Below are 21,357 nucleotides of genomic sequence, written 5' to 3'. Positions count from 1 at the left end.
CCAGCAGGCGGTTTTTTTCTTCCCTCTGTGCGCCGCGCGGGCGCTCAGGGGTGGGTGAAGCAGGGCAGTGAGCGGCTGAATCTGTGCTCGAACACCAGGGAGGTCTCGAGGTGCACCACCTCCTCCCGCGAGGTGAAGTGATCGAACACGAAGTTGCGCAGGTGCTCGGTGTCCGCGACGCAGAGATGCACCAGGAAATCGTCCTTGCCACCCATGTGAAACAGGCTGATCACCTCGGGCAACGCCAGTATGGCATCGCGGAACGCATCGATGATCTGACGGCTGTGGCGCGCCAGCTGCAGGGAGACCATGGCCTGAATGTGGCCACCCAGCGCCTGATAATCCACCTCGCAGTGGGCCCCCTTGAGCACCCCATCCTGCTGCAGCTTGCGCACCCGCTCCAGGCAGGTGGACGGTGCCACCCCGACCAGGGCAGCCAGGTCCTTGTTGGTCATGCCCGCATCGCGAAACAGATGGGCCAGGATGTCCAAATCCAGTTGATCCAGGTTTCTCATCTTTACTCCTTGCATCGCTCAATTTTTTTAGACTCTGCCCGTAAACCGGGCCGAACACAACGCAGATTGACATCGTGGCGCCGCCCCCTATGCTTTGCCGCACTTCGCCACGACGCAAAAACACTCGTTTGACACCATGTCAGACTCGACAAGGAAATCCATGCATCCCTCCCACCCCTTCTGGAGCCTGGAGGTGCCACGCCTCGATGGCCAGCTCCTGCTGACCCCCTGCCCCGGCACCCAGCAGGTCCCCCCGGCGCAGGTCCTGGACCAGTTGCAACTGGCCGGGGCCCATGGGGTCATCAGCCTGATGACGGAGGCCGAGCTGGCCAGCGTCGGGCTGGAGCGGCTCGGCCCGCAGCTCGACGCCAGGGGCATGAGCTGGTTCCACCTGCCCATCGAGGACGACGAGGCCCCCGATGCCGCCTTCGAGCAAGCCTGGCAGCAGGCGCTGCCCCGGCTGATCGCCCTGCTGCGCGACGGTAAGCAGCTGGCCATCCACTGCAAGGGGGGCAGCGGGCGCACCGGGCTGGTGGCCGCCGCCCTGCTGATGACGCTGGGTCAGTCGCAGCAGGAGGCCATGGCCGCCATCCGGGCCAAGCGGCCCCGCGCCTTCACCCTGGCCTGCCATCGCCACTGGCTCGACGCCCTGGCGCACCGGCTGGCCGGCTGAGCCAGCGCCCTATGCCTTGGGTTGCTGGTAGGTGAACACCTTGCCGATGTCCTCCAGCCGGTAGCTGGTGAGCTGGTAGACGTAGTAGTTGAGCCAGTTGGAGAACAGCAGGTGGCCGTGGCTGCGCCAGCTGGCGCGCGGGGTCTGGCCGGGATCGTTGTCCGGGTAGTAGTTGACCGGGATGACGGGGGTGAGCCCGGCCGCCAGATCCCGCTGATATTCGCCATCCAGGGTCAGGGCATCGTATTCAGGATGACCGGTGACGAACACCTGGCGGCAATCCTTGGTCGCCGCCAGATAGACCCCCGCCTCCTCTGACTCGGCGAAGATCTGCAGATCGGTGTGGGCGCGGATGAGATCCCCGTCGAAGGCGGCATAGCGGGAGTGCGGCGCGACGAACTCGTCATCGAAACCGCGCAGCAGCGGCTCGTGCTCGTCGAGGCGGTGGTGGCGATAGACCCCGGACAGCTTCTCGCCGTGGGTCTGTTTCTCCATGCCGTACAGCGCCTTGAGCGCCGCCTGCACCGCCCAGCACAGGAACAGGGTCGAGGTCACGTGCTGATGAGACCACTCGATGATCTCGACGATGCGCGGCCAGTAGACCACCTCCTCGAACTCCACCAGCCCGAGTGGCGCCCCCGTGATGATCATGCCGTCGTAGTTGTTGCCACGCACCTGCTCGAAGTCGTGATAGAAGTTCTCGAGGTGCGCCTGGGGCGTGTTCTTCGACTCCCGATCGTCGATGCGCAGCAGATCCACATCCACCTGCAACGGCGAGTTGGAGAGCATCCGCATCAGCTGGATCTCGGTCTCTATCTTCTTGGGCATCAGGTTGAGGATGAGCACCCGCAGCGGACGGATGTTCTGGGTGACGGCCCGGGATTCCGTCATCACGAAGATGTTCTCCTGCCCCAGCACTTCGGCGGCGGGCAACTGGTCCGGGATCTTGATCGGCATGCTGACTCCCTGTACTGCATCGGTAAATATGTCTGGACATCTAGAAGCCTATAATAAAGCGCCCAGCCTGTCATCAGTTACCTGTGCATTCGTCCTCCCTCGACGACACTGACAACAAGGGCGCCTGTTGGCGCCCTTGTATCACTTGTTCTTGGCCTTGTTGTGGCCCTTGCCGGGGTTATTGTCCCCGTGCACGCTGCTGTTTTCCTTGTTCTTGCCCTTGCCGTCACAGCCCTCGCTACTCACCTTGACGTCGCCGACCGCGATGCTCGAGCAGTCATCACTGTGCTTCTCTTTCCACTCGTCGGCTTCATCGCCGTCCACATTGATGCGCACGTCGTTGGAGTTGATCTGCAAGCCGGCCCAGGCGGGGGTGCCTACCAGCAGGGCCAGCAACAAGGCTGCGTGTTTCATGGTTATGACCTTTTTTTGAACAATTGAACAATTGGTGAGCATTTTACCCCACCTCTGTCATGGAACGTGACTGTTGCCACAGGAAAACATGCCCACGCTTAAGCCAGGGTTCACCCTTGTTACGGGCTGGTTAACAAAGAGGTGTCTGATCCTCATTCCGCTCCCGTCACGACGCCTGGATATCGCCAGCGGTCGAGGGAGCTTGGTACAATTCCCCCATGGCGCCTTCCAGCCAGCCTGTTCAACCCGAGGAAACCAGCATGCGTATCGAGATCATCAGCACGGGAGACGAGATAGTCACGGGCCTGGTGTTGGACACCAATGCCGCCTGGCTCAGCGCCCTGTTGCTGGAGCAGGGCTGGCAGGTGCGCCGCCGTTCCACAGTGGGGGACAACCTCGCGGATCTGAAAGCCGTGCTGCAGGAGAGCGCCGGGCGCGCCGAGGTGGTGCTGGTGTGCGGCGGCCTGGGCCCCACCGCGGACGATCTCACCGCCCAGGCGGCGGCCGAGGCCTTTGGCCAGCCGCTGACCCTGTTCCCCGACTGGCTCGCCACCATCACCGCGCGCTACGCCAGCCGGGGCCGTCCCATGCCGGCGAGCAACGCCAAGCAGGCCTGGCTGCCCCGGGAGTGCGAGATCCTCGACAACCCGGTCGGCACCGCCTGCGGCTTCCTGGTCCATCATTCGGCCGGGCACGGCCAGAGCCGGCTCTTCTTCACCCCGGGCGTGCCGTTCGAGTTCAAGCAGATGGTGCGCGAGCAGATCCTGCCGCGCCTCAAACAGCTGGCCGGGGCGCAGGCCGACACCGAGCTGCGCCGCTTCTACAGCTTCGGCATCTCGGAATCGGCGCTCAGCGACAAGCTGGACGCCACCCCCTGGCCGAGCGGCATCGAGCTCGGCTATCGCTCCTCTATGCCGCTCATCGAGCTGAAACTCATCGGTCATGGCGCCTCGGCGGCGGACATGGCGGCCGCCGAGGCGCGCCTGCTCGGCGAGACTCAGCCCTGGCTGGTGGGGCGCGGCGACCGGGGGCCAGCCAGCCAGATCCTGGCCCTGCTGGGGGACAGCCCACTAACCCTGTTCGAGGGGGAGAGCCGGGGTGCCCTGCTCGCCCTCTGCCATGAGCATTCACAGCTTAAGGCCCATTTCAGCGGCGAGCTCGCCAGCGAACTCGGCCAGTTGACGGGGATCGACAAGGGGCTGAGCCTGACCATAGGCATGGCGGGTGCGAATGGCGTGCCGCTGCTGCTGTGCGCCGATGGGCAACAGATCGGCCAGACGGTGAAGCTTAGCCACCCGGATCCCGAAGGCGGCCGCAAGATCCTCGCCTTCGCCGCCCTCGACATGCTGCGCCGCCACCTGCTGGGTGTGCCGGTGATCGCCGACTACCTCACCCTGCCGAGAACGGCGCAGCGGGCCGACTAAGGCGGATATTTTGGGTACCGGCTTGCGTCAGGGCCCCAGGCCGGCTCCCCTGATACACGAGACAGATTGGCGCCCAAGCCACGCTAGAAGGCGTTGAGCGCCATGCCGCCCTGGGTCCAGAACCCGGCGAGCGCCAGGGTCAGGACGCAGAAGGCCGTCTCCACCCCGCCCCCGCACCTGAGCGACAGGTAGGGCAGCCTAAAGCGCTGACGCATCGGCCAGAACAGCGGGATGCCGGCCGGGGTGAGCCAGTCCCCGAGCAGGTGGCTCAGATAGCCGATGATCAGCGCATCCTTCACCCCCACCGGCAGCAGGCCGGGCGCCTGAAACTGCGCCAGCCCCCAGACAGCCATGCCGACCGCCAGCAGGCTGTGGGTGAAGCCGCGATGGCCGAACAGGCGGGAGAGCGGCCCCGAGATCCAGGGCAGGCGCCGGCCGAGCAGGGAGTTGGGATGATCCAGATCGGGCAGCAGGGCGCTGGCCAGCGCCGCGGGCACTATCTGCCAGAGGCTGGCCTCGGCCAGTGCCGGGGTGAGCGGTAACTTGTGGGCAAGCAGGGCGCAGGTAACGGAAAACAGCAGATGGCCTTGGGCGGTCATGATGGCTCTATGGGGCAAGGGGATAAAGGACGGTGCTAAGCCCAACGGCGTTGGGCGGCAGATTAGAGTCCCTCGGGGCGCAATGAGCAAGGTGAATCGCGCCTCTGCCCCGATATTTTCAGCCATTTATCCCGAAATCGATGCCATAGCCGGCACCGGCCAACATTAACGACTCATACAGCACCCAATCAAGCCACCCCATAACCCCAAGCCGGGATCGCCGGAATAAGGGTCAATCCAGGCTCTTCTTGAAGCGGCGGGCGGCCAGGGTCAGCATCAGCAGGGTGAAGCCGAGCAGCCAGAACACATCCGGCAGCAGATCGGACAGCTCGCCCCCCCGCAACACCACCCCCCGGATCAACCGCATGAAGTGGGTGGCGGGCAGCAGCTCGGCGAGCCACTGGGCCGGCACCGGCATCCCCTCGTAGGGGAACATGAAGCCCGACAGCAGGATGGAGGGCAACAGGATGAACACCGTCATCTGCATCGCCTGCAACTGGGTCTGGGCCAGGGTGGAGATGAGCAGCCCCAGGGTCAGGCTGGCGGCGATAAACAGCAGGGTCGCCAGCAGCACCTGGCTCAGGGCGCCGTTGATGGGCACCGCGAAGATGAAGTGACCCAGGCCGAGAATGATGACCACCTGGATCAGGCCCACCCCTATGTAGGGCAGGATCTTGCCGATCATCAGCTCCATCGAACTGACCGGGGTGGTGATGAGCAGCTCCAGATTGCCCCGCTCCCGCTCCCGCACTATGGCCGCCGAGGTGAACATGATCATGGTCATGGTCAGGATCACCCCGAGCAGACCGGGCACTATGTTGACCGCCGAGCGGCGGGACGGGTTGAAGTAGAGCACGGTCTCGAAGGTGGGCGGCAGGGGCACCAGATCCGGCTTGAGATCGGAGAGCGGCATGGTGCGCAGGCCGAGCAGGGCCCCCGCGATCATGGTGTCAGAGCCGTCCACCAGCCACTGGCCCGCACTCTCACCGGCGCTGAGCCGGCGGCTCAAGTCGGGAGGCAGCACCAGCACGGCCCGCACCTCGCCCCGGGTCAGCGCCGCTTCGGCCTCCTGCAGCCCCACGTAGCGCTGCTCGATGCTCACCACCTGACTGGCCTTCACCGCCTCCACCAACAGCCGACCCGGCACGCTCTGGCTCATGTCCACCAGCCCGGCCGGGATGTGGCGCACGTCCGTGTTGATGGCGTAGCCGAACAGCAGCAGCTGGAGCAGCGGTATCATCACCACCATGCCGAACGTCAGCCGGTCCCGCGCCAGCTGCCTCAGCTCCTTCTGGGTAATTGCCCATAACCGCCTCAGACCGTCCATCGGCTTGCCCTCAGGGTTCGACGGGGCAGGATCATCACCGCCAGGGTGCCAAAGGTCAGCCGGTCTCGTGCCAGCTGACGCAGCTCCTTCTGGGTAATGGCCCATAACCGCCTCAGACCGTCCATCGGCTTGCCCTCAGGGTTAGACGGGACAGGATCATCACCGCCAGGGTGCCAAAGGTCAGCCGGTCCCGCGCCAGCTGCCTCAGCTCCTGCTGGGTAATTGCCCAGAGCCGTCGCAGGCCGTTCATGTCCTTGGCTCCTGACCGGTGCAGCTGACGAACACATCCTCGAGGCTAGGCCTGACCAGCGCCATGGCGGCGCCAGCCAGGGCCGGACAGGCCTGCTGCAGCCAGGGCACGGGATCCGCCAGCTGCTTGTCCACCAGCACCCGCAGCCGCTGGCCGAGCTGGGCGGCGGAGCGCACCGGCTGCAGTTGCAACAGCTGCTGCTTGAGCAGCCGCAGATCCGGGGCCAGCACCTCCACCACCTGGGTATTCATCCCCTCCATCAGCGCCTGGGGCGAGCCCTGGGCCCGCACCTTGCCCGCTTCCATGATGGCCAGCGCGTGGCAGCGCTCCGCCTCGTCCATGTAGTGGGTGGTGACCAGGATGGTGGTGCCCGCCTCGCTGAGATCGAACAGCTTCTCCCAGAAGTCGCGCCGATTCTGCGGGTCCACCGCCGAGGTGGGCTCATCGAGCAGCAGCAGATCCGGGCGGTGGATCACCGCCGCCGCCAGCGCCAGCCGCTGCTTCTGGCCGCCGCTCATGGCCCCGGCCCGACGCCTGGCCAGCTCGCTCAGCTCGTAGGTCGCCAGCAGCTCGTGCAGCCGGATGTTGAGAGGCGCGCCGCCCATGCCGTGGATCCGGCCCATGAACTCCAGGTTCTCCCAGCCGGTCAGCTCGTCGTAGAGGGAGAACTTCTGGGTCATATAGCCGATGCGCCGGCGCAGCGCCTCCGCCTGTTTCGGGATGGCGAGGCCCAGCACCTCGATGTCGCCGGCGGAGGGGGTGAGCAGGCCGGTCAGCATCCGCAAGGTGGTGGACTTGCCGCAGCCGTTAGGGCCGAGAAAGCCCTGGATCTGCCCCCTCGGCACCCTGAGATCCAGCCCGTCCACGGCGAGAAAGTCGCCGAAGCGGCGGCTCACGCCCTCAGCCCGGATCGCCAGTTCACTCATGGGAAGACTCCGCTGACGTCGGCACTCGATCGAGCGACGGCTCACTCATGGGAAGGCTCTGCCTGCACCGGCAGGCCGCTGGGCAAGTCCTGTGCCCCGGGCAAGTCTATCTCCGCCAGGTAGACCAGCCGGGCCCTGTCCTGCTCGTTGAGGGCGTAGTAGGGGGTAAAGGCGGGCTCCTTCGAGATCCAGCGCAGCCGGCCGGTGAGGGGCGCAGGCACACCGTCCACCCGCACCGCGATGGACTCGCCAATCCGGTAGCGGGCCAGCGCGGGCTCGGGCACATAGACCCGGGCGTAGGGCGCCTGATCTGCCTGCAAGGCGGCCAGCACGGCGCCCACCGGGACCCGCTCCCCCAGGTTGTAGGGCAGGCTGTCGAGGCGACCGCTGCGGGTCGCTATGATGGTGAGATCCGCCAACTCCCGCTCGGCCAGCACCACATCCGCCCGGGCCGCCGCCAGCTTGGCGGTGGCCTCGTCGATGTCCTCGGTCCGCACGCCCCGGGCCAGCTTGTCGAACTGTTGGCGGGCGCCATCCTGCTCGGCCAGGGCGCCGTCGCGCTGGGCGCGGGCCTTGTCCAGCTCGGAGGGACTCAACAACTTCTGCGCCACCATACGATCGATACGCCTGAAGTTGCGCTCGCTCTCGATCACCGCCGCCTGCGCCTTGTCGAGGCTGGCACGGGCCGCGGCTATGTCCTCCGGCCGCTCGCCATTGGTCATGCGGGCCAGCGCCGCTGTGGCGCTGGCCTCCTCGGCCCTGGCCCGGGCCAGCACCGCCTGCTGGCGGCTGTCATCGAGCCGCACCAGCAATGTCCCCTCGGCCACCTGGCTGCCCTCGGCCACCGGCAGGGCCCGGACTATCTCGTTGGCGGTGGCGGTCAGCAGCACCCGGTCCCGCTCCAGAGTGCCGAGGGCCGTGCCCTGGGTCGTGGGCTGGCAGGCGCTGAGCAAGCTAAGCAGGGTGGCCGACAGCAGGCAATGACGTCGCATCTGGGCTCCTTTCGCAAGCCATTTTCCCATCCCGAGGTGGTGGCACAGGGGAATGAGGCGCAATTGATACACTCGTCGCCAGCATACCCCTTGTCACCCTGGATTTCCTCCACCCAGCTCACCCATTTGCATTCAGCTCGTTGACCCGGAAAGAGAAATGCCCGAATACTGCGATTCTGAGCCGCCAAGACGGTCGCGGCTTGCGACAAGGATCCCGCCCTGGCCACCAGGGGAACCAGCCGGATCGGGACTAGGGAGAGCTGCCCCAGTGTTGAACAAAGAGTGGTTACTGTTATCGGCCGACATGACGCTGGTCTGCCTGCGCATCGCCCCCGGCCTCGCCCACCCCATCACCGAGGCCCAGGTCCTGTCCCTGCTGCTGGCGTCCAACTGTCGGCGCTATCAGCCGCTGAGCGAGGGGATCCGGCAGGCCATCGGCCTGCTCAACGCCCTGCTGGCCAACCCGGACGCCCGCCCCCATCCCCCCGTGCCCATCGCCCAGCGCCACGACGCCTGCGTGCTGGTGGTGATCGAGAAAGACGCCATGAGCGCCACCGCCCAGCTCACCGCGGACTGGGGCGGCAAATGGCTGACCCAGGCCCAGTTGCAGGACGCCGTGGTGGCGAGCGGCATCAAGCAGGGGCTGAGTGACAGCCTGCTCGCCGCCGCCATCCTGGCCAGCAAGGAGGCCGCGCCCGGCGCCCAGCTCAGGCATGTCATCGCCCTCGGCCGGCCGGTCGAGCACGGCCTGGATACCCGGCTGGAACGCCTGGTCGAGACGCCGGCCGAGCGGATCCTCAAGCCCCAGGAGCTGGATCATGGCAGGGTCGACATGCGCGATCTGGGCGCCCTGATCACCGTCAAGGCGGGTGCCCCGCTGATGCGGCGCCATCCCGCCACCCGGGGCATCGACGGCTTCACCGTGACCGGCCAGACGCTGCCGGCCAGAGCGGGCAAGGAGAGCCAGATGACTGTGGGGGAAGGCAGCTGCGTCTCGGCGGCGGATCCCGACCTGCTGCTGGCGAGCCGCAACGGCCTGCCCTGCCATGAGAAGAGCGGCATGCGGGTCGACGAGGTGCTGAGCGTCAAACAGGTGGATGCCCGCCACGGCCATGTCAGCTTCGAGGGATCACTGCTGGTCACCGGCGACGTCATGCCCGGCATGCGGGTCCAGGCCAGCGGCGACGTGGTGATCGGCGGCTTCGTCGAAAACGGCACCGTGGTGTCGGGTGGCAGCATCACGGTGCGCAACGGCATCATAGGCCGCAAGCAGGAGGGCAACGACGAATACCCGTGCCAGCTCAGCGCCGGCGGCGAGATCCACGCCAGCTATGCCCAGTACGCCAGGCTGGAGGCCGATGGCGACATCCATATCCAGAGCCAGCTCAGCCACTGCTACTGCCGCAGCGGCCAGGATCTCAGGGTCGGCGACAGCGCCATGCGCAAGGGCCACCTGATCGGCGGGATCAGCATCGCCAACCGGCTGGTCATGGCCCCGGTGATCGGAGCCTCGGCGGCGAACCGGACCCGGCTGCAGATCCTCGGCGGCTACTTCAGCCACAAGGAGCAGGAGCAGACCCTGCGCCAGCGCAAGCAGGCCTGCGGGGAGCAATTGCTCAAGCTGCAGGATCTCATCCTCAAGCTGCTGCAGTTGCCGAGGGAGAAGCGCAATCCCGAGACGGTGCAGAAGATCAAGACGCTGCGCATCCGCCAGCTCGACGAGGCCAAGTCGCTGAACGAGCAGCTGGCGGCGACCCAGGCACAGCTGCAACTGCTGATGGCCGGCATGAACATAGTCGCGACCCAGCGCCTGTTTCCCGGGGTCGAGGTGGAGATGGCCCACCATCACAACAGGGTCGACATAGAGCACGGCCCCATCAGCTTCGTCATCCGCGACGAGCAGCTGCAACTGACCCCCTATCAGGGCCACAAGTGAGGGGCGCCCCACCACCGGCCCGATCCATGGGACGCATGGCGTGATCCCGGCGGTGAATTTCGCTACACTCGGCCTCCCCTTGGCCCCATCGGGTGGGCCGGCCAGACTCAGGTAGTGAGAAGATGTACAAGCTGATCGCATTGGATATGGATGGCACCCTGTTGAACCCTCAGGGTCAGATCACCCCGCGCACCCACGCCGCCATCGCGGCGGCCCGCGCCAGGGGCGTCACTGTGGTGCTGACCTCGGGACGGCCGCTGGAAGGCATGAGTGCCTATCTGATCGAGCTCGGCCTCACCGGCCCGGATGACTATGTCATCTGCTACAACGGCGCCCTGGTGCAACAGGTCGCGGATCACCGCATCCTGCGCAGCCAGCTGCTGACCGGCGCCGATGCCCGCGCCATCGCCCACCTGGCCGATGAGCTGGGGGTGAACATCCACGGCTTCTCCGTCCGTCAGGGGCTGATCAGCCCCAGGGTCAGCACCTATACCGAGCACGAGTCCCGCCTGGTCGACATGCCGATCAACCTGGTGGACTTCGCCACCCTGCCCCTGGACGAGCAGATCATGAAGGTGATGATGATAGACCCGGAGCCCCTGCTCTCCCGCGCCATCAGCCAGCTGCCCGCCGAGCTCTACCAGCGCTACACAGTGGTGCGCAGCTCCCCCTACTTCCTCGAGTTCATGAACAAGCAGAGCAACAAGGGTACCGGCGTCGCCGCCCTGGCCGAGCACATTGGCCTCAGCGCCGCTCAGGTGATCGCGGTCGGCGATGCGGGCAATGACCGCCACATGATCGAATACGCCGGACTCGGGGTCGCCATGGGCAACGCCACCGACGAGATCAAGGGGCTGGCGCAGCACACCACGGCCCGCAACGATGACGAGGGCGTGGCCAAGGTGATCGAGCAGTTCATCCTGAACGCCTGATCCCTAAGGGGCATCCCTGGATGCCCCTTCGTTTTTCCCCTCCCGCCGAATGTTTAATATATCCACCACGCCTTGCCCACACTCCCCCGCCCATTGCCGCTCAGGCCCCTGATACAGGGACTCAAGACGGCTTAGTCATTATCATGATTAACATTTTTGCATCATTTCGTTTGACATATTGAACGGCCTTGGCAGACTGGGATCAGGATCCAGGCTGTCACTGCCCAGGCTGACCGACGATTCTGGCACCGCGGCAAGACCCGGATCCCATGACCATGCCTTGAGGCATGCCCTTGCTGCTCAGCCGCGGCAAGGGCCTTCCCAAGGCGCAGGATGAGACACCAGACAAGGATAGCCAAGGTGACCTATGCCCAACCCCAGTACCCATACCAAACCCGTCGTGTTGATGACCATGGGGGCCCAGCCCCGTAACGGCCACCCCTACCAGGTGATGACCCACAAATACATCACCCCCCTGGTGGAGATCAGCGGCTGCATTCCCCTGCTGGTGCCGACCTGCTGCGGTACCGAGGATCTGGAGCAGTACCTCAACCTGGCCGATGGCGTCTACCTGAGCGGCGCCGGCTCCAACATAGATCCCGCCCTCTACGGCCAGGAGAACCTGACCCCGGAGAAGCCGCAGGACAGAGACCGAGATCTGTTCGACATTCCCCTGGTGCGCGCCGCCATCGATCGCGGGCTGCCGCTGCTCGGCATCTGCCGCGGCATGCAGGAGATCAACGTGGCGCTCGGCGGGGACATTCATCAGAAGGTCTATTGCGAGCCGGGGTATGACGATCATCGGGAAGACGCGGACGATCCGGTGGAGGATCAGTATGGTCACAGCCATCAGGTGAGTCTGGTGGCCGGCAGCTGGTTTGCCGAGCTGATGGGGGAGGAGCAGATCCCGGTCAACTCCCTGCACGGCCAGGGGATCAAGACGCTGGCCAAGGGGCTGGCCCCGCTGGCCTATGCCGAGGATGGGCTGATCGAGGCCCTTCATGCCCCAGAGCTGCCCCAGTTCACCCTGGCGGTGCAATGGCATCCGGAGTGGAAGGCGACCGAAAACCCCCACTCCATCAAGCTGTTCGAGGCCTTCGGTGCCGCCTGTCGCCGGCACAGGATGCTGGCCGGCTAGTCGCCGAAACCCTTGCCCGTCAGCCTGGGCAGCGCCCCGCGATCGGGGCGCAGGGTACGGCAGAGATCCAGCCCCTTGAGGCCCCGCTGGACGTGATCCGGGGCCTGACCGAGCACCATGCCATTGCTGCGGTACAGATTGGCGTCGTCCAGCTCGAACAGCTCGCCGCCGATCAGCAGTTGTTGCCGCGCATCGACCCGCTTGCCCCGCTTCAGGGGCAGCGTCATGTCGGTCAGCACCTCGCCGCTGGCGCAGCCTTCCCGCCAGCGGGCCTCGTCGGAGAAGGGGGAGATGGCGATCTCGCGCCAGGATCCATCCCTGAACTCCATCCGGTACTTGTCCGTCAGCAGATCGCAGCCCGCCAGCGGCAAGAGCATCGCCAACCAGAAGATGTTCTTCAAACGCAATCCTTGTACTCCCTTGTCGACCCGCACCAGACCGCCATCCATCACCGCCTCTTCGTCTCGGCTGCCCGACAGACGCTGAGGCCTCTTCTGCCATGCGTCACAGCAGCAATTCTGCCAGCTCGCCGAGGGCGCAGAGCTCCACATCCGGCAGCAGTTGCAGCTGCCGCCAGGGCTGCTGGCGATCGTTGAGCCAGGCGGCCTTGAAGCCGTGCAGCAGTGCCCCCAGCACGTCCGTCTCCGGGTGATCCCCCACGTGCAGTATCCGGTCGGCCGGCAGGCCGAGCGCGGCCTGCGCCTGGGCAAACATGTCCGGCGCCGGTTTCATCCTGGCGCCCACCCCGGCCTTGCAGACCAGGGTGAAATAGTCGCTCAGCCCGGCCTGGGCCAGATCCAGGTTGCCGTTGGTGATCACCACCAGCGGGTAGCGCCCGGCGAGGCGTGCCAGCAAGTCATGGGTGGCCGCGCTCACCTCTATCTTCGAGCGCTCGACGAGGAAGCCGGCAAACACCCGCTCGGCCTCATGACTGGCCATCCCGGCCGCCATGCCCCCCTGCACCATGGCCTCACGGATACAGTGTCGGCGCGCCAGGCTGACATCCTGACGCAGCTCGGGGTGGGCCAGCAGCAGGCTGCGCTTGAGCGCCAGCCAGCGCGGCTTGTCCAGCATGGCGGTGGCCAGGTATTCGCTGCGCAGATGGGCCAGCATCCACTGCTCGGCCCGCACTATGGCGGGGCCGTTGTCATAGAGGGTGTCGTCGAGATCGAACGAGATGGCGGCCACCGGCTGCCAGCGGCGATAAAACTGCATGTGCTCTCCTCTGCTTGATGGCCGGGCCAGCCCGTTACTCACAGTCCCGGGGAGTCAGGATCCCGTTTGGCCCCGGCGGCTCGGACGCTGTCACACAGGTTGACAGCAGTCCGTGGCGACAGGCGTCACTCATCCTCCGGGGTGGCGGGATCCCGTTTGGCCCTGGGGTGGGCATTGTCATACACCTTGGCCAGATGCTGGAAGTCGAGATGGGTGTAGATCTGGGTGGTGGAGAGATCGGCGTGGCCCAGCAGCTCCTGTACCGCCCGCAAATCGCCGGATGACTCCAGCATATGAGTGGCGAAGCTGTGGCGCAGCTTGTGGGGATGGACGTGGGCGTTGAGCGCCTGCTTGTTGCCCCAGCCATCGAGCCGCTCCTGTACCGAGCGGGCCGACAGCCGCTGTTTGCGCTTGGAGACGAACAGCGCCTCGGCCTCGTCCCCCGCAAGCAATGGCCGCACCCTGAGCCACTTGTGCAGCCACTCCACCGCCATCCGCCCCATGGGCAGCACCCGCTCCCGCGAGCCCTTGCCGGTCACCTTGAGCTGGCGCTCGTCGAGCTTGATGTCCGCCAGGTTGAGCCCCACCAGCTCGGCGAGGCGCAGACCGGAGGAGTACATCAGCTCCATGATGGCGCGATCCCGCACCGCCAGCGGATCCTGCTCGTCGGTGATGTTGAGCAGCTGGTACATCTCGTCCACATCCAGGTTCTTGGGCAGCGGCCGCCCCTGCTTGGGGGTCACTATGCCCCTTGCCGGGTTGGCCACCAGCCGCCCCTGGCGCACCTGCCAGTCGCAGAAGCTGCGCAGGGCCGAGACCTTGGTGGCGAGGGAGCGGGGGGCGAGACCGGCCTTGTGCATCCGGGTCACCAGGCTGCGCACCTGGCTCGCCTCGAGCCGGGCCCAGTCGTCGAGACCGAGGCGCACCAGCTCGGCGGTCATGGCCTGCAGGTGCGCCTCGTAGTTGCTGCGGGTGTGGGGGCTGAGCTGACGCTCGACCCTCAGGTATTCGATAAAGGCCGTGAGTTCCCCCGCCAATGCGGGAGGCAGGGGCTCGGTGGCGGGTTGCGGCGTCTTAGCCACGAACCAGCTCGGGCAGACGCAGTTGCAGTAGGCGACCCAGCTGACCCAGCAACAGGGTGTCGTTGTGGGGGGCGAAGTGGCTGGGATCCGAGCTGGCGAAGGCCAGCACGCCGAGATCGCCGAGCCGCATCAGGGCCACCGAGTTGACCAGCACGTCGCTGCCAAACAGCGCCTGTTTCTCGCTCTGGTTGAGCCGGCCGAAGTAGTAATCCGATCCGGGCAGGCGCTGACCCAGCAGTTGCTCGAGCTGCTTGCCCTGTGCCAGGAAGCGCTGCTCCGGGCCGCTCAGCTGGAACTTCTTCGGGTTGAGCCAGAGCCGCAACTCGGTCAGCCGCAGCCGCTGCACGAAGGCCTTGCCCATGGCCACGCTCATCTCGAACAGGGTCTGGCAGCCGTAGAGCTCGCCATAGAGATCCGCATAGACCCGGAAGATCCGCTCATTCTCGCTGGCGACCCCCATCAGCTCGGTGATCTCCTGCTCCAGCTGATCGATGCGCTCGCGCTGTCGATCCAGCTGGCGCTCCACCAGGGAGACGGTGCCCTTGCGCTCATGGGGAATACGGATCCGGTCCAGCATGGCCGCGTGGCGCTGGAAAAACTCGGGATAACGGGCCAGGTACTCCAGCACGCTGGCTTCGTCCACCAGTGTCTCCTGCCGTTTGAGTTCGCTCATAAATTGGTTGGTCCATCATAGAAAAAGGGCACAGGGCCCTGACATTACCGCTTGGCAGGGCGGGGTTGCCCCCGCTCGATGCCTATAACTCTATCTGACCATCGAACACGTGCTCGGCCGGCCCGGTCATGTAGACCGGCTGGCCAGGTCCCTTCCAGGCGATGGTCAGCTTGCCGCCCGGCAGGCTGACGGTGACCCGCTCCCTGAGCTTGCCCTGGCTGATGCCGATCACCACGGCCGCGCAGGCGCCGGTGCCGCAAGCCAGGGTTTCCCCCACCCCGCGCTCAAACACCCGCAGGCGGATTTCGGTGGCGTTGACCATCTCCATGAAGCCGACGTTGACCCGCTCGGGAAAACGCTCGTGCCGCTCCATGATGGCGCCCAGGGTCTGCACGGGCGCGTCATCCACCGAGGGCACCTCGATGACGCAGTGCGGGTTGCCCATGGAGACGACCCCGCACATCACCGTATGCTCCTGCGCCCGCAGCAGATAGGTCTTCTCCGCCTTCTGGGCACGGAATGGTACCTTGCCCGGTTCAAACTGGGGCACCCCCATGTTGACCGTGACCTGGTTCTCCCCCTCCAGCTGCAGGGTGATGCGGCCACGGGCCGTGCTGACCGCGATGCGATCCCGGTTGATCAGCCCCTTCAGCCGCACGAAGCGGGCGAAACAGCGCGCCCCGTTGCCACACTGCTCCACTTCGCTGCCATCGGCATTGAAGATGCGGTAGTGAAAGTCGAGCTCAGGATCATAGGGCGGCTCCACCAGCAGCAGCTGGTCGAAGCCGATGCCGAAGTGGCGATCCGCCAGCTTCTTGATGACGTCATTGCTGAAGAACACCTTCTGGGTGACACCGTCCACCACCATGAAGTCGTTGCCCAGGCCATGCATCTTGGAAAAATCTATCAACATCCTGCGTTCCTGTACCGTTAATCACGCTCTCACATGGAGGAACGCTTGGAATCCCGACCGGCAAACATCATCACCGTCTCGCGTGCCCGTGCCTTGCTCAGGGCAGCAGGTGCTCGCCCTGCCAGAGCGATTCCAGCGGCTCGCGCTCCCGGATGAGGAACGCCTTGTCACCGTCCACCAGCACCTCGGCCGCACGGGGACGGGTGTTGTAGTTGGAGGACATGGTGAAGCCATAGGCACCGGCGGAGCGGACCGCCAGCAGGGAGCCCTCGGCTATGGCCAGGGTGCGCTCCTTGCCGAGGAAGTCGCCGGTTTCGCACACGGGTCCCACCACATCGTAGACCGCCTTCTCATGGGACGTGCGGCTATCCACCTCGATGATGTTCATCCAGGCGCCATAGAGGGAGGGGCGCAGCAGATCGTTCATGCCGGCGTCGATCAGCGCGAAGTTGCGGGTCTCCCCCGGCTTGAGGTATTCGACCCGGGTCAGCAGCACGCCGGCGTTGGCGACGATGGCACGGCCCGGTTCGAACAGCAGGGTCAGCTCCCGGCCCGCCAGCTTCTGCTTGAGCGCCTGCGCATATTCGGTGGGATGGGGTGGCTGCTCGGCGCCGTAGTTGACCCCGAGGCCACCGCCCACGTCCAAGTGATGGATCTGGATGCCTTCGGCGGCCAGCTCATCGATCAGCCGCAGCAGCTTGTCCGCCGCCTCCATGAAGGGAGTCAGTTCGGTGAGCTGGGAGCCGATATGGCAATCCACCCCCTTGATCTCGATGTGGGCCATGGCCGCCGCCTTGCGGTAGATAGCCGGGGCCTGCTCGATGGGGATGCCAAACTTGTTCTGCTTGAGCCCGGTGGAGATGTAGGGATGGGTGCCGGCATCGATATCCGGATTGACCCGCACCGAGACCCGTGCGGTCTTGCCCATGCTGCCGGCCACCCGGTTCAGGCGCTCCAGCTCGGCTTCCGACTCCAGGTTGAAGCAGAGGATCTCTTTTTCCAGCGCCAGCCGCATCTCGGCCTCGCTCTTGGCCACGCCGGAGAAGACCACCTTGGCGGGATCACCCCCCGCCGCCAGCACCCTGGACAGCTCGCCGCCGGAGACGATGTCAAAACCCGAGCCCAGGCGGGCCAGCAGGTTGAGCAGCGCCAGGTTGGAGTTGGCCTTGACCGCGTAGCAGATCAGGTGGGGAATGTCGCCGGCCGCCTGATCGAACGCGTGCCAGTGACGCTCCAGGGTGGCGCGGGAGTAGACATAGAGCGGGGTGCCATGTTGCTCGGCGAGCCGCTGCAGCGGCAGCTGTTCGGCCTGAAGCTGGCCGTCGGCGTCGTAGTTAAAGTGATCCAAGGGGCGGTTCCTTCCTAGATTATTGCGGCGCGGCCTCGGGGGCAGCTTCTGCGGTCGCCGGCGAGGCGGCTTGCGGTGTACTCTCTGTCTTGGGCTGTGCCGGTGTCTTGGATTGCTCGGTAGACACGGGTTGCTCGGCTGGCGGCATATAGAGTGGCCCCGTCAGGCCGCAGGCGGCCAACCCGAGCGACAAGGACGCGGCAAACAGGCACTTGGTAAACTGGCTAATCATAATGGTTCGCTGCGAAAAAATTTTTGGCCCTCTATAATCGCACTCACATTGTTAAAAGCAACAGGATAAACCGATGAAGGATCACGAGTATCACGCCCTGACCGACGCCTTTTTCCAGTATGTGGAAGACGTTATCGACGAGGGTTATCCGGATATCGACTGCGAACGCGCCGGCGGGGTCTTGACCCTGAGCTTCGAGAACAAGACCAAGGTCATCATCAACAAGCAGGAACCCCTGCACCAGATCTGGGTCGCCACCCGCGAGAACGGATTCCACTTCGAGCTGCACGGCGACAACTGGATCGACAACCGCTTCGGCGACGAGCTGAAAGCCCTGCTGACCCGGGCCTGCACCACCCAGGCGGGCGAGCCCGTACAGTTCCCATGATGGACCCGCATCCCATGATCGATCTGCATCCTCATGGCGCCCGGCACGCGGTGATCTGGCTGCACGGGCTGGGGGATTCGGGGGCCGGGCTCGCGCCCCTGGTCGATGCCCTTGATCTGCCCGCCAGCCTGCCGGTCCGCCATCTGCTGCCCGATGCGCCGGAGCGGCCCATCACCATCAACATGGGCTACAAGATGCGCGGCTGGTACGACATCAAGAGCTTCGACAACCCGGCGGATCGCGCCGTGGAGTCCCATGTGCGCGAATCGGCCACCCGCATCCAGGGGTTGCTGAACGACCTGATCGCCGAGGGCTTCGCCCCCGAGCGCATCATCCTGGCCGGCTTCTCCCAGGGGGGGGTCATCGCCTCCTTCACCGCCCTGCGCTCCCCGACGCCGCTGGCGGGCCTGCTCTGCATGTCCACCTATCTGGCGGCGCCCGATGTCCTGCTCGGCGAGCTGAGCGAGGCCGCCCGCGCCCTGCCCATCTGCTACATGCACGGCATCTATGACGACGTGGTGGCGCTCTCCATGGGCTGGGACGCGAAGAACCGGCTGGAAGCGGCGGGGCTCAGCCTCGAGTGGCACGAGTACCCCATGCGCCACGAGATCTGCCGCCCTCAGCTCGGCGACATTCGCAGCTGGCTGCTGGCCCGCCTCGACGCCTGAAACCGCTCGACCACAAATTAAGACAACGGCCTGCATCTGCAGGCCGTTTGCGTCTCGGCGGCGTGGATTGGGCGACTGGGCGCTCAACCCACCTCGCGGGCAGGGCCCGGATTGTCCCGCTGCGGGCTCTGGCTGCGGTAGGGGATCACCTCCAGCGCGTCTCCCATCAGCACGATCTCATAGTACTGGGGCAGGTTGAAGTTGCTGAACTGGCCCGCGTTGCTGAAGCGCTCGTGGCCCGAGGTATAGAAGCGGTTCACCCCCTGCACCAGCTCATCCTTGTTGCCGGCGAAGTGCTGGTAGATCTCCACCCGGTTCGCCTCGTCCAGGATATAGATGTTGGTGCCCGCGTCTCTGGTGTCGAAGAAGAACTGCACCAGCCCCTCGCTGGCATAGGCATCGACGATGCCGGGCAGGTGCTGGCTGTGGGTCTTGTCGAGCCGCAGCGGCAGGTGATCCAGCTTGTTGTGGGAGATGTGGCGGTAGAAGTCGATGGCGTTTTCCAGCTTCTTGACCGAGACCCCGCGCCGCTCGAAGAAGATGCCGTACTTCTCTTTGCCGAGCGCCAGGGTCTTGACCAGTTGCTGCTTGTCGCGGGCGAGCCGCAGTTCGATGCACTCGGCCAGCAGCAGCTGGAAGCGGGAGCGCACCAGGGAGCGGAAGTGCTGGCTGTAGCAGAACACCTCGATCATCTCGGGGGCGGCGGCATCCTGGTGCATCTTGCCGAGTATGGTGGTGAGGGCGTCCACCACCGCCTCCTCCCCCTGGAAGTGCAAGGTACGGATCTCGCTCCAGGAGTTGCGATAGACCAGATCCACCGAGCCCACCAGGCACTCCTGATTGCGGCCGAACGAGAACACATCGGCGGCGTTGGCGTCGAACTCGATCACCTGCCCCACCCAGTGGCTGGTGGGATCCGTCTCCAGGTTGAGGAAGATGGAGAGCTGATGGATCTCGCAGGGGCGGCTCAGGGCCAGGTTGGTGGCGCGCGGATACTTGACCGGGAAGGTGCCGGACAGATCGCGACAGAACTGGTGCAGGTTGTCGATGTGCAGATCCGAGCCCTGATTGAACAGGTGCACCCGGGACTCGGGCGTCAGCAGGCCGTTGAAGTAGGCCCAGGCCATCAGCTTGCTGATGTAGCCGTTATATTCGAGCGGCGCCCGGCCTATGATGTCCGCCGGCTCGAGGGAGTGCTTGTAGAGATACCAGCCGGCGCGGTTGAGGCGGCCGTGGGGCACCTGCACCAGGCTGAGATCCGGCTCACTCAGATCCGGCGCTATCTTGAGGTTGATGCGCTGCACCTTGCCCGGCAGGCTCTCGAACGCGGCATAGAGCTTGCGAGACAGTATGCCGATGTCTTCCGGGTTGATGGACTCGCTGATGTTGTTGCGGCGGGCGAACTGGATCAGGTTGCGATAGCTCTGCATCAGGGCTTCCAGCAACTCGGCGTAGGCCACCTTGACGTCCTCGACCTTCCACTCCTGGCGGTGATCCAGATGGTGCAGCCGCTCCGGGCTCCAGCCCCAGTAGGCCACCAGCTGTGCCATCTGCTCGCGACGCCAGCTCGGGGAGTGCTCCTCCTTCGGGTGACTGAGACCGTCACACACCTTGAGATAGAAGCAGCGACGCACCAGATCCAGGCGCTGCATGTCGCCGATGGACTTGAGGTAATTGGTCACCTTGTCCAGCATCAGGCAGTAGTTGTCGAGCCGGTAGTGCATGCCCTCGTTGTGCTGGAACCAGTCACGGCTGGTCACCGACAGCAAACGGGTATCGGGATACTCGTGGGAGTAAGCCTCCATCAGCACCGACTTGAGCACCGCCTTGTAGGGGGAGTCGATGCCCTTGTAGAGCTGCCACAGGGCAGAGCCGAAGTACTCCTCGGCCGGAATGCGATCGAAACCACCGAGATCGAGCCAGTCATCCTGGCTCAGCTTGCCGTGGGCAAACAGGCCATTCACATACTCGTCGTAGTGATCGTCATACTCGGCGGGCACCAGATACCAGAGCAGGCGCTTGCCGGCGATGTGCATGGCGCTGCGGTAGAACTCGTCGAGCAGCAGCAGGTGCTGGGCGCTGCCACAGCTTTCACCCTGCATCTGGGCATCGTTGCGCTGACGGAACTTGTCTTCCGGGATCAGGAAGAAGTTGAGATCGACCCCGCGCTGCTCGGCCCACTTGGAGAGTTGCTGGCACTTGAGATCCAGCAGGGCGAGCCGCTCCTGCGACAGCCCCGCCACATGGCAGACCCAGATGTCGAGATCCGAGTGGCAGCACTGGCCGATGGACGAGGTGCTGCCCATGGAATAGAGGCCCTGGATCGACTTGTCGTGGGTGCTGAGGCCGCCCTGACAGTTGGCGTTCTGGCACAGATCCTGGATGAAGGCCTGCTGGGCCTCGTTGGCGACAAAACTCCAGATACCATGAGGCACATCCCCCGCCACATAGCCGGGCAAGAGAGGATGATTGAAGTGCAGCATGACCGGCAGCAATTGGAAGACCTGCTGCCCATAGCGACTCATGAGATCCAACGCCCGTTGCGTCTTGAGACGATTGAGTTCGTCGTAGCGCACCACCAGCGTGTCGAGTTTTACCAGCAATGCCCTACCTATGATGGGGGAGACAAATGACGCACCAAAACGGGGAGACGTCAAAAAAGTGTGATCATGTTAACAATGCAAACTGCCGTGGTAAACAAGCCCGCACTGAATCACCGGATTATTTCTGGCGGGCTCCATAACGGTATCAATGG

General features: G+C 65.0%; 23 protein-coding genes. 7 read left to right on the top strand and 16 right to left on the bottom strand.

Translation table 11 applies throughout. The annotated features are described in order from the left end of the window. Positions 1-44: 44 nt before the first annotated feature. Positions 45-515, bottom strand: coding sequence for an Lrp/AsnC family transcriptional regulator (locus tag EL255_RS01985; RefSeq protein WP_025325515.1), 471 nt, complete (start codon positions 513-515; stop codon positions 45-47). A 160-nt stretch (positions 516-675) separates the two neighbouring features. On the opposite strand from EL255_RS01985, the gene EL255_RS01980 reads away from it, so the two are divergent. Further along, positions 676-1,188, top strand: a complete 513-nt coding sequence (locus EL255_RS01980; protein WP_042651949.1) for a phosphatase domain-containing putative toxin — start codon at positions 676-678, stop codon at positions 1,186-1,188. A gap of 9 nt (positions 1,189-1,197) precedes the next feature. Here EL255_RS01980 and metA read toward each other — a convergent pair whose 3' ends face one another. Together metA and EL255_RS01970 are read right to left on the bottom strand one after the other, a co-directional pair. Continuing rightward, the gene (gene metA / locus EL255_RS01975; RefSeq protein ID WP_042651948.1) at positions 1,198-2,145 is read right to left on the bottom strand and encodes a homoserine O-acetyltransferase MetA; all 948 of its coding nucleotides are present in this window, start codon (positions 2,143-2,145) and stop codon (positions 1,198-1,200) included. A gap of 141 nt (positions 2,146-2,286) precedes the next feature. Further along, entirely contained in the window at positions 2,287-2,559 is a 273-nt protein-coding gene (locus EL255_RS01970) for a CG2 omega domain protein (protein ID WP_126623237.1), read from the bottom strand. A gap of 260 nt (positions 2,560-2,819) precedes the next feature. Here EL255_RS01970 and EL255_RS01965 point away from each other — a divergent pair, with 260 nt between their 5' ends. Beyond that, entirely contained in the window at positions 2,820-3,983 is a 1,164-nt protein-coding gene (locus EL255_RS01965; RefSeq protein ID WP_042651947.1) for a competence/damage-inducible protein A, read from the top strand. An 83-nt stretch (positions 3,984-4,066) separates the two neighbouring features. Here the strand turns inward: EL255_RS01965 and EL255_RS01960 are convergent, their stop codons facing one another. The 5 genes from EL255_RS01960 to EL255_RS01945 form a co-directional block, all read right to left on the bottom strand. Continuing rightward, positions 4,067-4,582: a metal-dependent hydrolase gene (locus EL255_RS01960; protein ID WP_042651946.1), complete on the bottom strand. Its 516-nt coding sequence runs from the start codon at positions 4,580-4,582 to the stop codon at positions 4,067-4,069. A gap of 232 nt (positions 4,583-4,814) precedes the next feature. Continuing rightward, positions 4,815-5,909: an ABC transporter permease gene (locus EL255_RS01955; RefSeq protein WP_042651945.1), complete on the bottom strand. Its 1,095-nt coding sequence runs from the start codon at positions 5,907-5,909 to the stop codon at positions 4,815-4,817. Between the two features lie 112 nt (positions 5,910-6,021). Then, complete coding sequence (locus EL255_RS21300) at positions 6,022-6,159, bottom strand: hypothetical protein (protein ID WP_042651944.1); 138 nt, start codon at positions 6,157-6,159, stop codon at positions 6,022-6,024. After that, positions 6,156-7,085, bottom strand: coding sequence for an ABC transporter ATP-binding protein (locus tag EL255_RS01950; RefSeq protein WP_042651943.1), 930 nt, complete (start codon positions 7,083-7,085; stop codon positions 6,156-6,158). Before EL255_RS01950 ends, EL255_RS21300 begins: the two co-directional genes overlap by 4 nt. A 41-nt stretch (positions 7,086-7,126) precedes the next feature. Beyond that, positions 7,127-8,077: an HlyD family secretion protein gene (locus EL255_RS01945; RefSeq protein WP_042651942.1), complete on the bottom strand. Its 951-nt coding sequence runs from the start codon at positions 8,075-8,077 to the stop codon at positions 7,127-7,129. 268 nt (positions 8,078-8,345) lie between these two features. On the opposite strand from EL255_RS01945, the gene EL255_RS01940 reads away from it, so the two are divergent. The 3 genes from EL255_RS01940 (at position 8,346) to EL255_RS01930 (ending at position 12,083) form a co-directional block, all read left to right on the top strand. After that, positions 8,346-10,013: a flagellar assembly protein A gene (locus EL255_RS01940; protein WP_042651941.1), complete on the top strand. Its 1,668-nt coding sequence runs from the start codon at positions 8,346-8,348 to the stop codon at positions 10,011-10,013. A 122-nt stretch (positions 10,014-10,135) separates the two neighbouring features. Continuing rightward, on the top strand, positions 10,136-10,945 hold the full coding sequence (gene yidA, locus EL255_RS01935) for a sugar-phosphatase (protein WP_042651940.1): 810 nt from the start codon (positions 10,136-10,138) through the stop codon (positions 10,943-10,945). Positions 10,946-11,312: 367 nt separating this feature from the next. Continuing rightward, the gene (locus tag EL255_RS01930) at positions 11,313-12,083 is read left to right on the top strand and encodes a gamma-glutamyl-gamma-aminobutyrate hydrolase family protein (protein ID WP_042651939.1); all 771 of its coding nucleotides are present in this window, start codon (positions 11,313-11,315) and stop codon (positions 12,081-12,083) included. On the opposite strand, the gene EL255_RS01925 is transcribed toward EL255_RS01930, so the two are convergent. From EL255_RS01925 to lptM, 7 genes are all read right to left on the bottom strand, one after another. Beyond that, a complete protein-coding gene (locus EL255_RS01925; protein ID WP_042652182.1) occupies positions 12,080-12,460 on the bottom strand; it encodes a hypothetical protein in 381 nt (126 codons plus the stop codon). The two genes, EL255_RS01930 and EL255_RS01925, sit on opposite strands and share 4 nt — an antisense overlap. A gap of 127 nt (positions 12,461-12,587) precedes the next feature. Continuing rightward, positions 12,588-13,298 (bottom strand): HAD-IA family hydrolase, encoded by a 711-nt coding sequence (locus tag EL255_RS01920; protein ID WP_042651938.1) that lies wholly within the window; start codon positions 13,296-13,298, stop codon positions 12,588-12,590. Positions 13,299-13,423: 125 nt separating this feature from the next. Beyond that, positions 13,424-14,380 (bottom strand): tyrosine recombinase XerC, encoded by a 957-nt coding sequence (gene xerC / locus EL255_RS01915; protein WP_042651937.1) that lies wholly within the window; start codon positions 14,378-14,380, stop codon positions 13,424-13,426. Next, complete coding sequence (locus EL255_RS01910; RefSeq protein ID WP_042651936.1) at positions 14,373-15,053, bottom strand: DUF484 family protein; 681 nt, start codon at positions 15,051-15,053, stop codon at positions 14,373-14,375. The genes xerC and EL255_RS01910 overlap by 8 nt, the downstream gene beginning before the upstream one ends. Before the next feature lie 82 nt (positions 15,054-15,135). Next, positions 15,136-15,966 carry a diaminopimelate epimerase gene (gene dapF, locus EL255_RS01905; protein WP_042651935.1) on the bottom strand — a complete coding sequence of 277 codons (831 nt, stop codon included), beginning with the start codon at positions 15,964-15,966 and terminating at the stop codon, positions 15,136-15,138. Positions 15,967-16,063: 97 nt separating this feature from the next. Further along, positions 16,064-17,314, bottom strand: coding sequence for a diaminopimelate decarboxylase (gene lysA / locus EL255_RS01900; protein ID WP_042651934.1), 1,251 nt, complete (start codon positions 17,312-17,314; stop codon positions 16,064-16,066). 19 nt (positions 17,315-17,333) lie between these two features. After that, positions 17,334-17,546, bottom strand: a complete 213-nt coding sequence (gene lptM / locus EL255_RS01895; RefSeq protein WP_042651933.1) for an LPS translocon maturation chaperone LptM — start codon at positions 17,544-17,546, stop codon at positions 17,334-17,336. Positions 17,547-17,619: 73 nt separating this feature from the next. Here lptM and cyaY point away from each other — a divergent pair, with 73 nt between their 5' ends. Then, positions 17,620-17,934: an iron donor protein CyaY gene (gene cyaY / locus EL255_RS01890; RefSeq protein ID WP_042651932.1), complete on the top strand. Its 315-nt coding sequence runs from the start codon at positions 17,620-17,622 to the stop codon at positions 17,932-17,934. 14 nt (positions 17,935-17,948) lie between these two features. Continuing rightward, complete coding sequence (locus tag EL255_RS01885) at positions 17,949-18,602, top strand: alpha/beta hydrolase (protein ID WP_042651931.1); 654 nt, start codon at positions 17,949-17,951, stop codon at positions 18,600-18,602. Positions 18,603-18,685: 83 nt separating this feature from the next. Here the strand turns inward: EL255_RS01885 and EL255_RS01880 are convergent, their stop codons facing one another. After that, positions 18,686-21,205 (bottom strand): class I adenylate cyclase, encoded by a 2,520-nt coding sequence (locus tag EL255_RS01880; protein WP_042651930.1) that lies wholly within the window; start codon positions 21,203-21,205, stop codon positions 18,686-18,688. Positions 21,206-21,357: the final 152 nt, after the last annotated feature.

The sequence above is a fragment of the Aeromonas encheleia genome (assembly GCF_900637545.1).
In the GTDB taxonomy this organism is placed as follows: domain Bacteria; phylum Pseudomonadota; class Gammaproteobacteria; order Enterobacterales; family Aeromonadaceae; genus Aeromonas; species Aeromonas encheleia.
The sequence above is the reverse complement of the archived record's forward strand: the minus strand, read 5'-3'. Positions and strand labels throughout refer to the sequence as shown.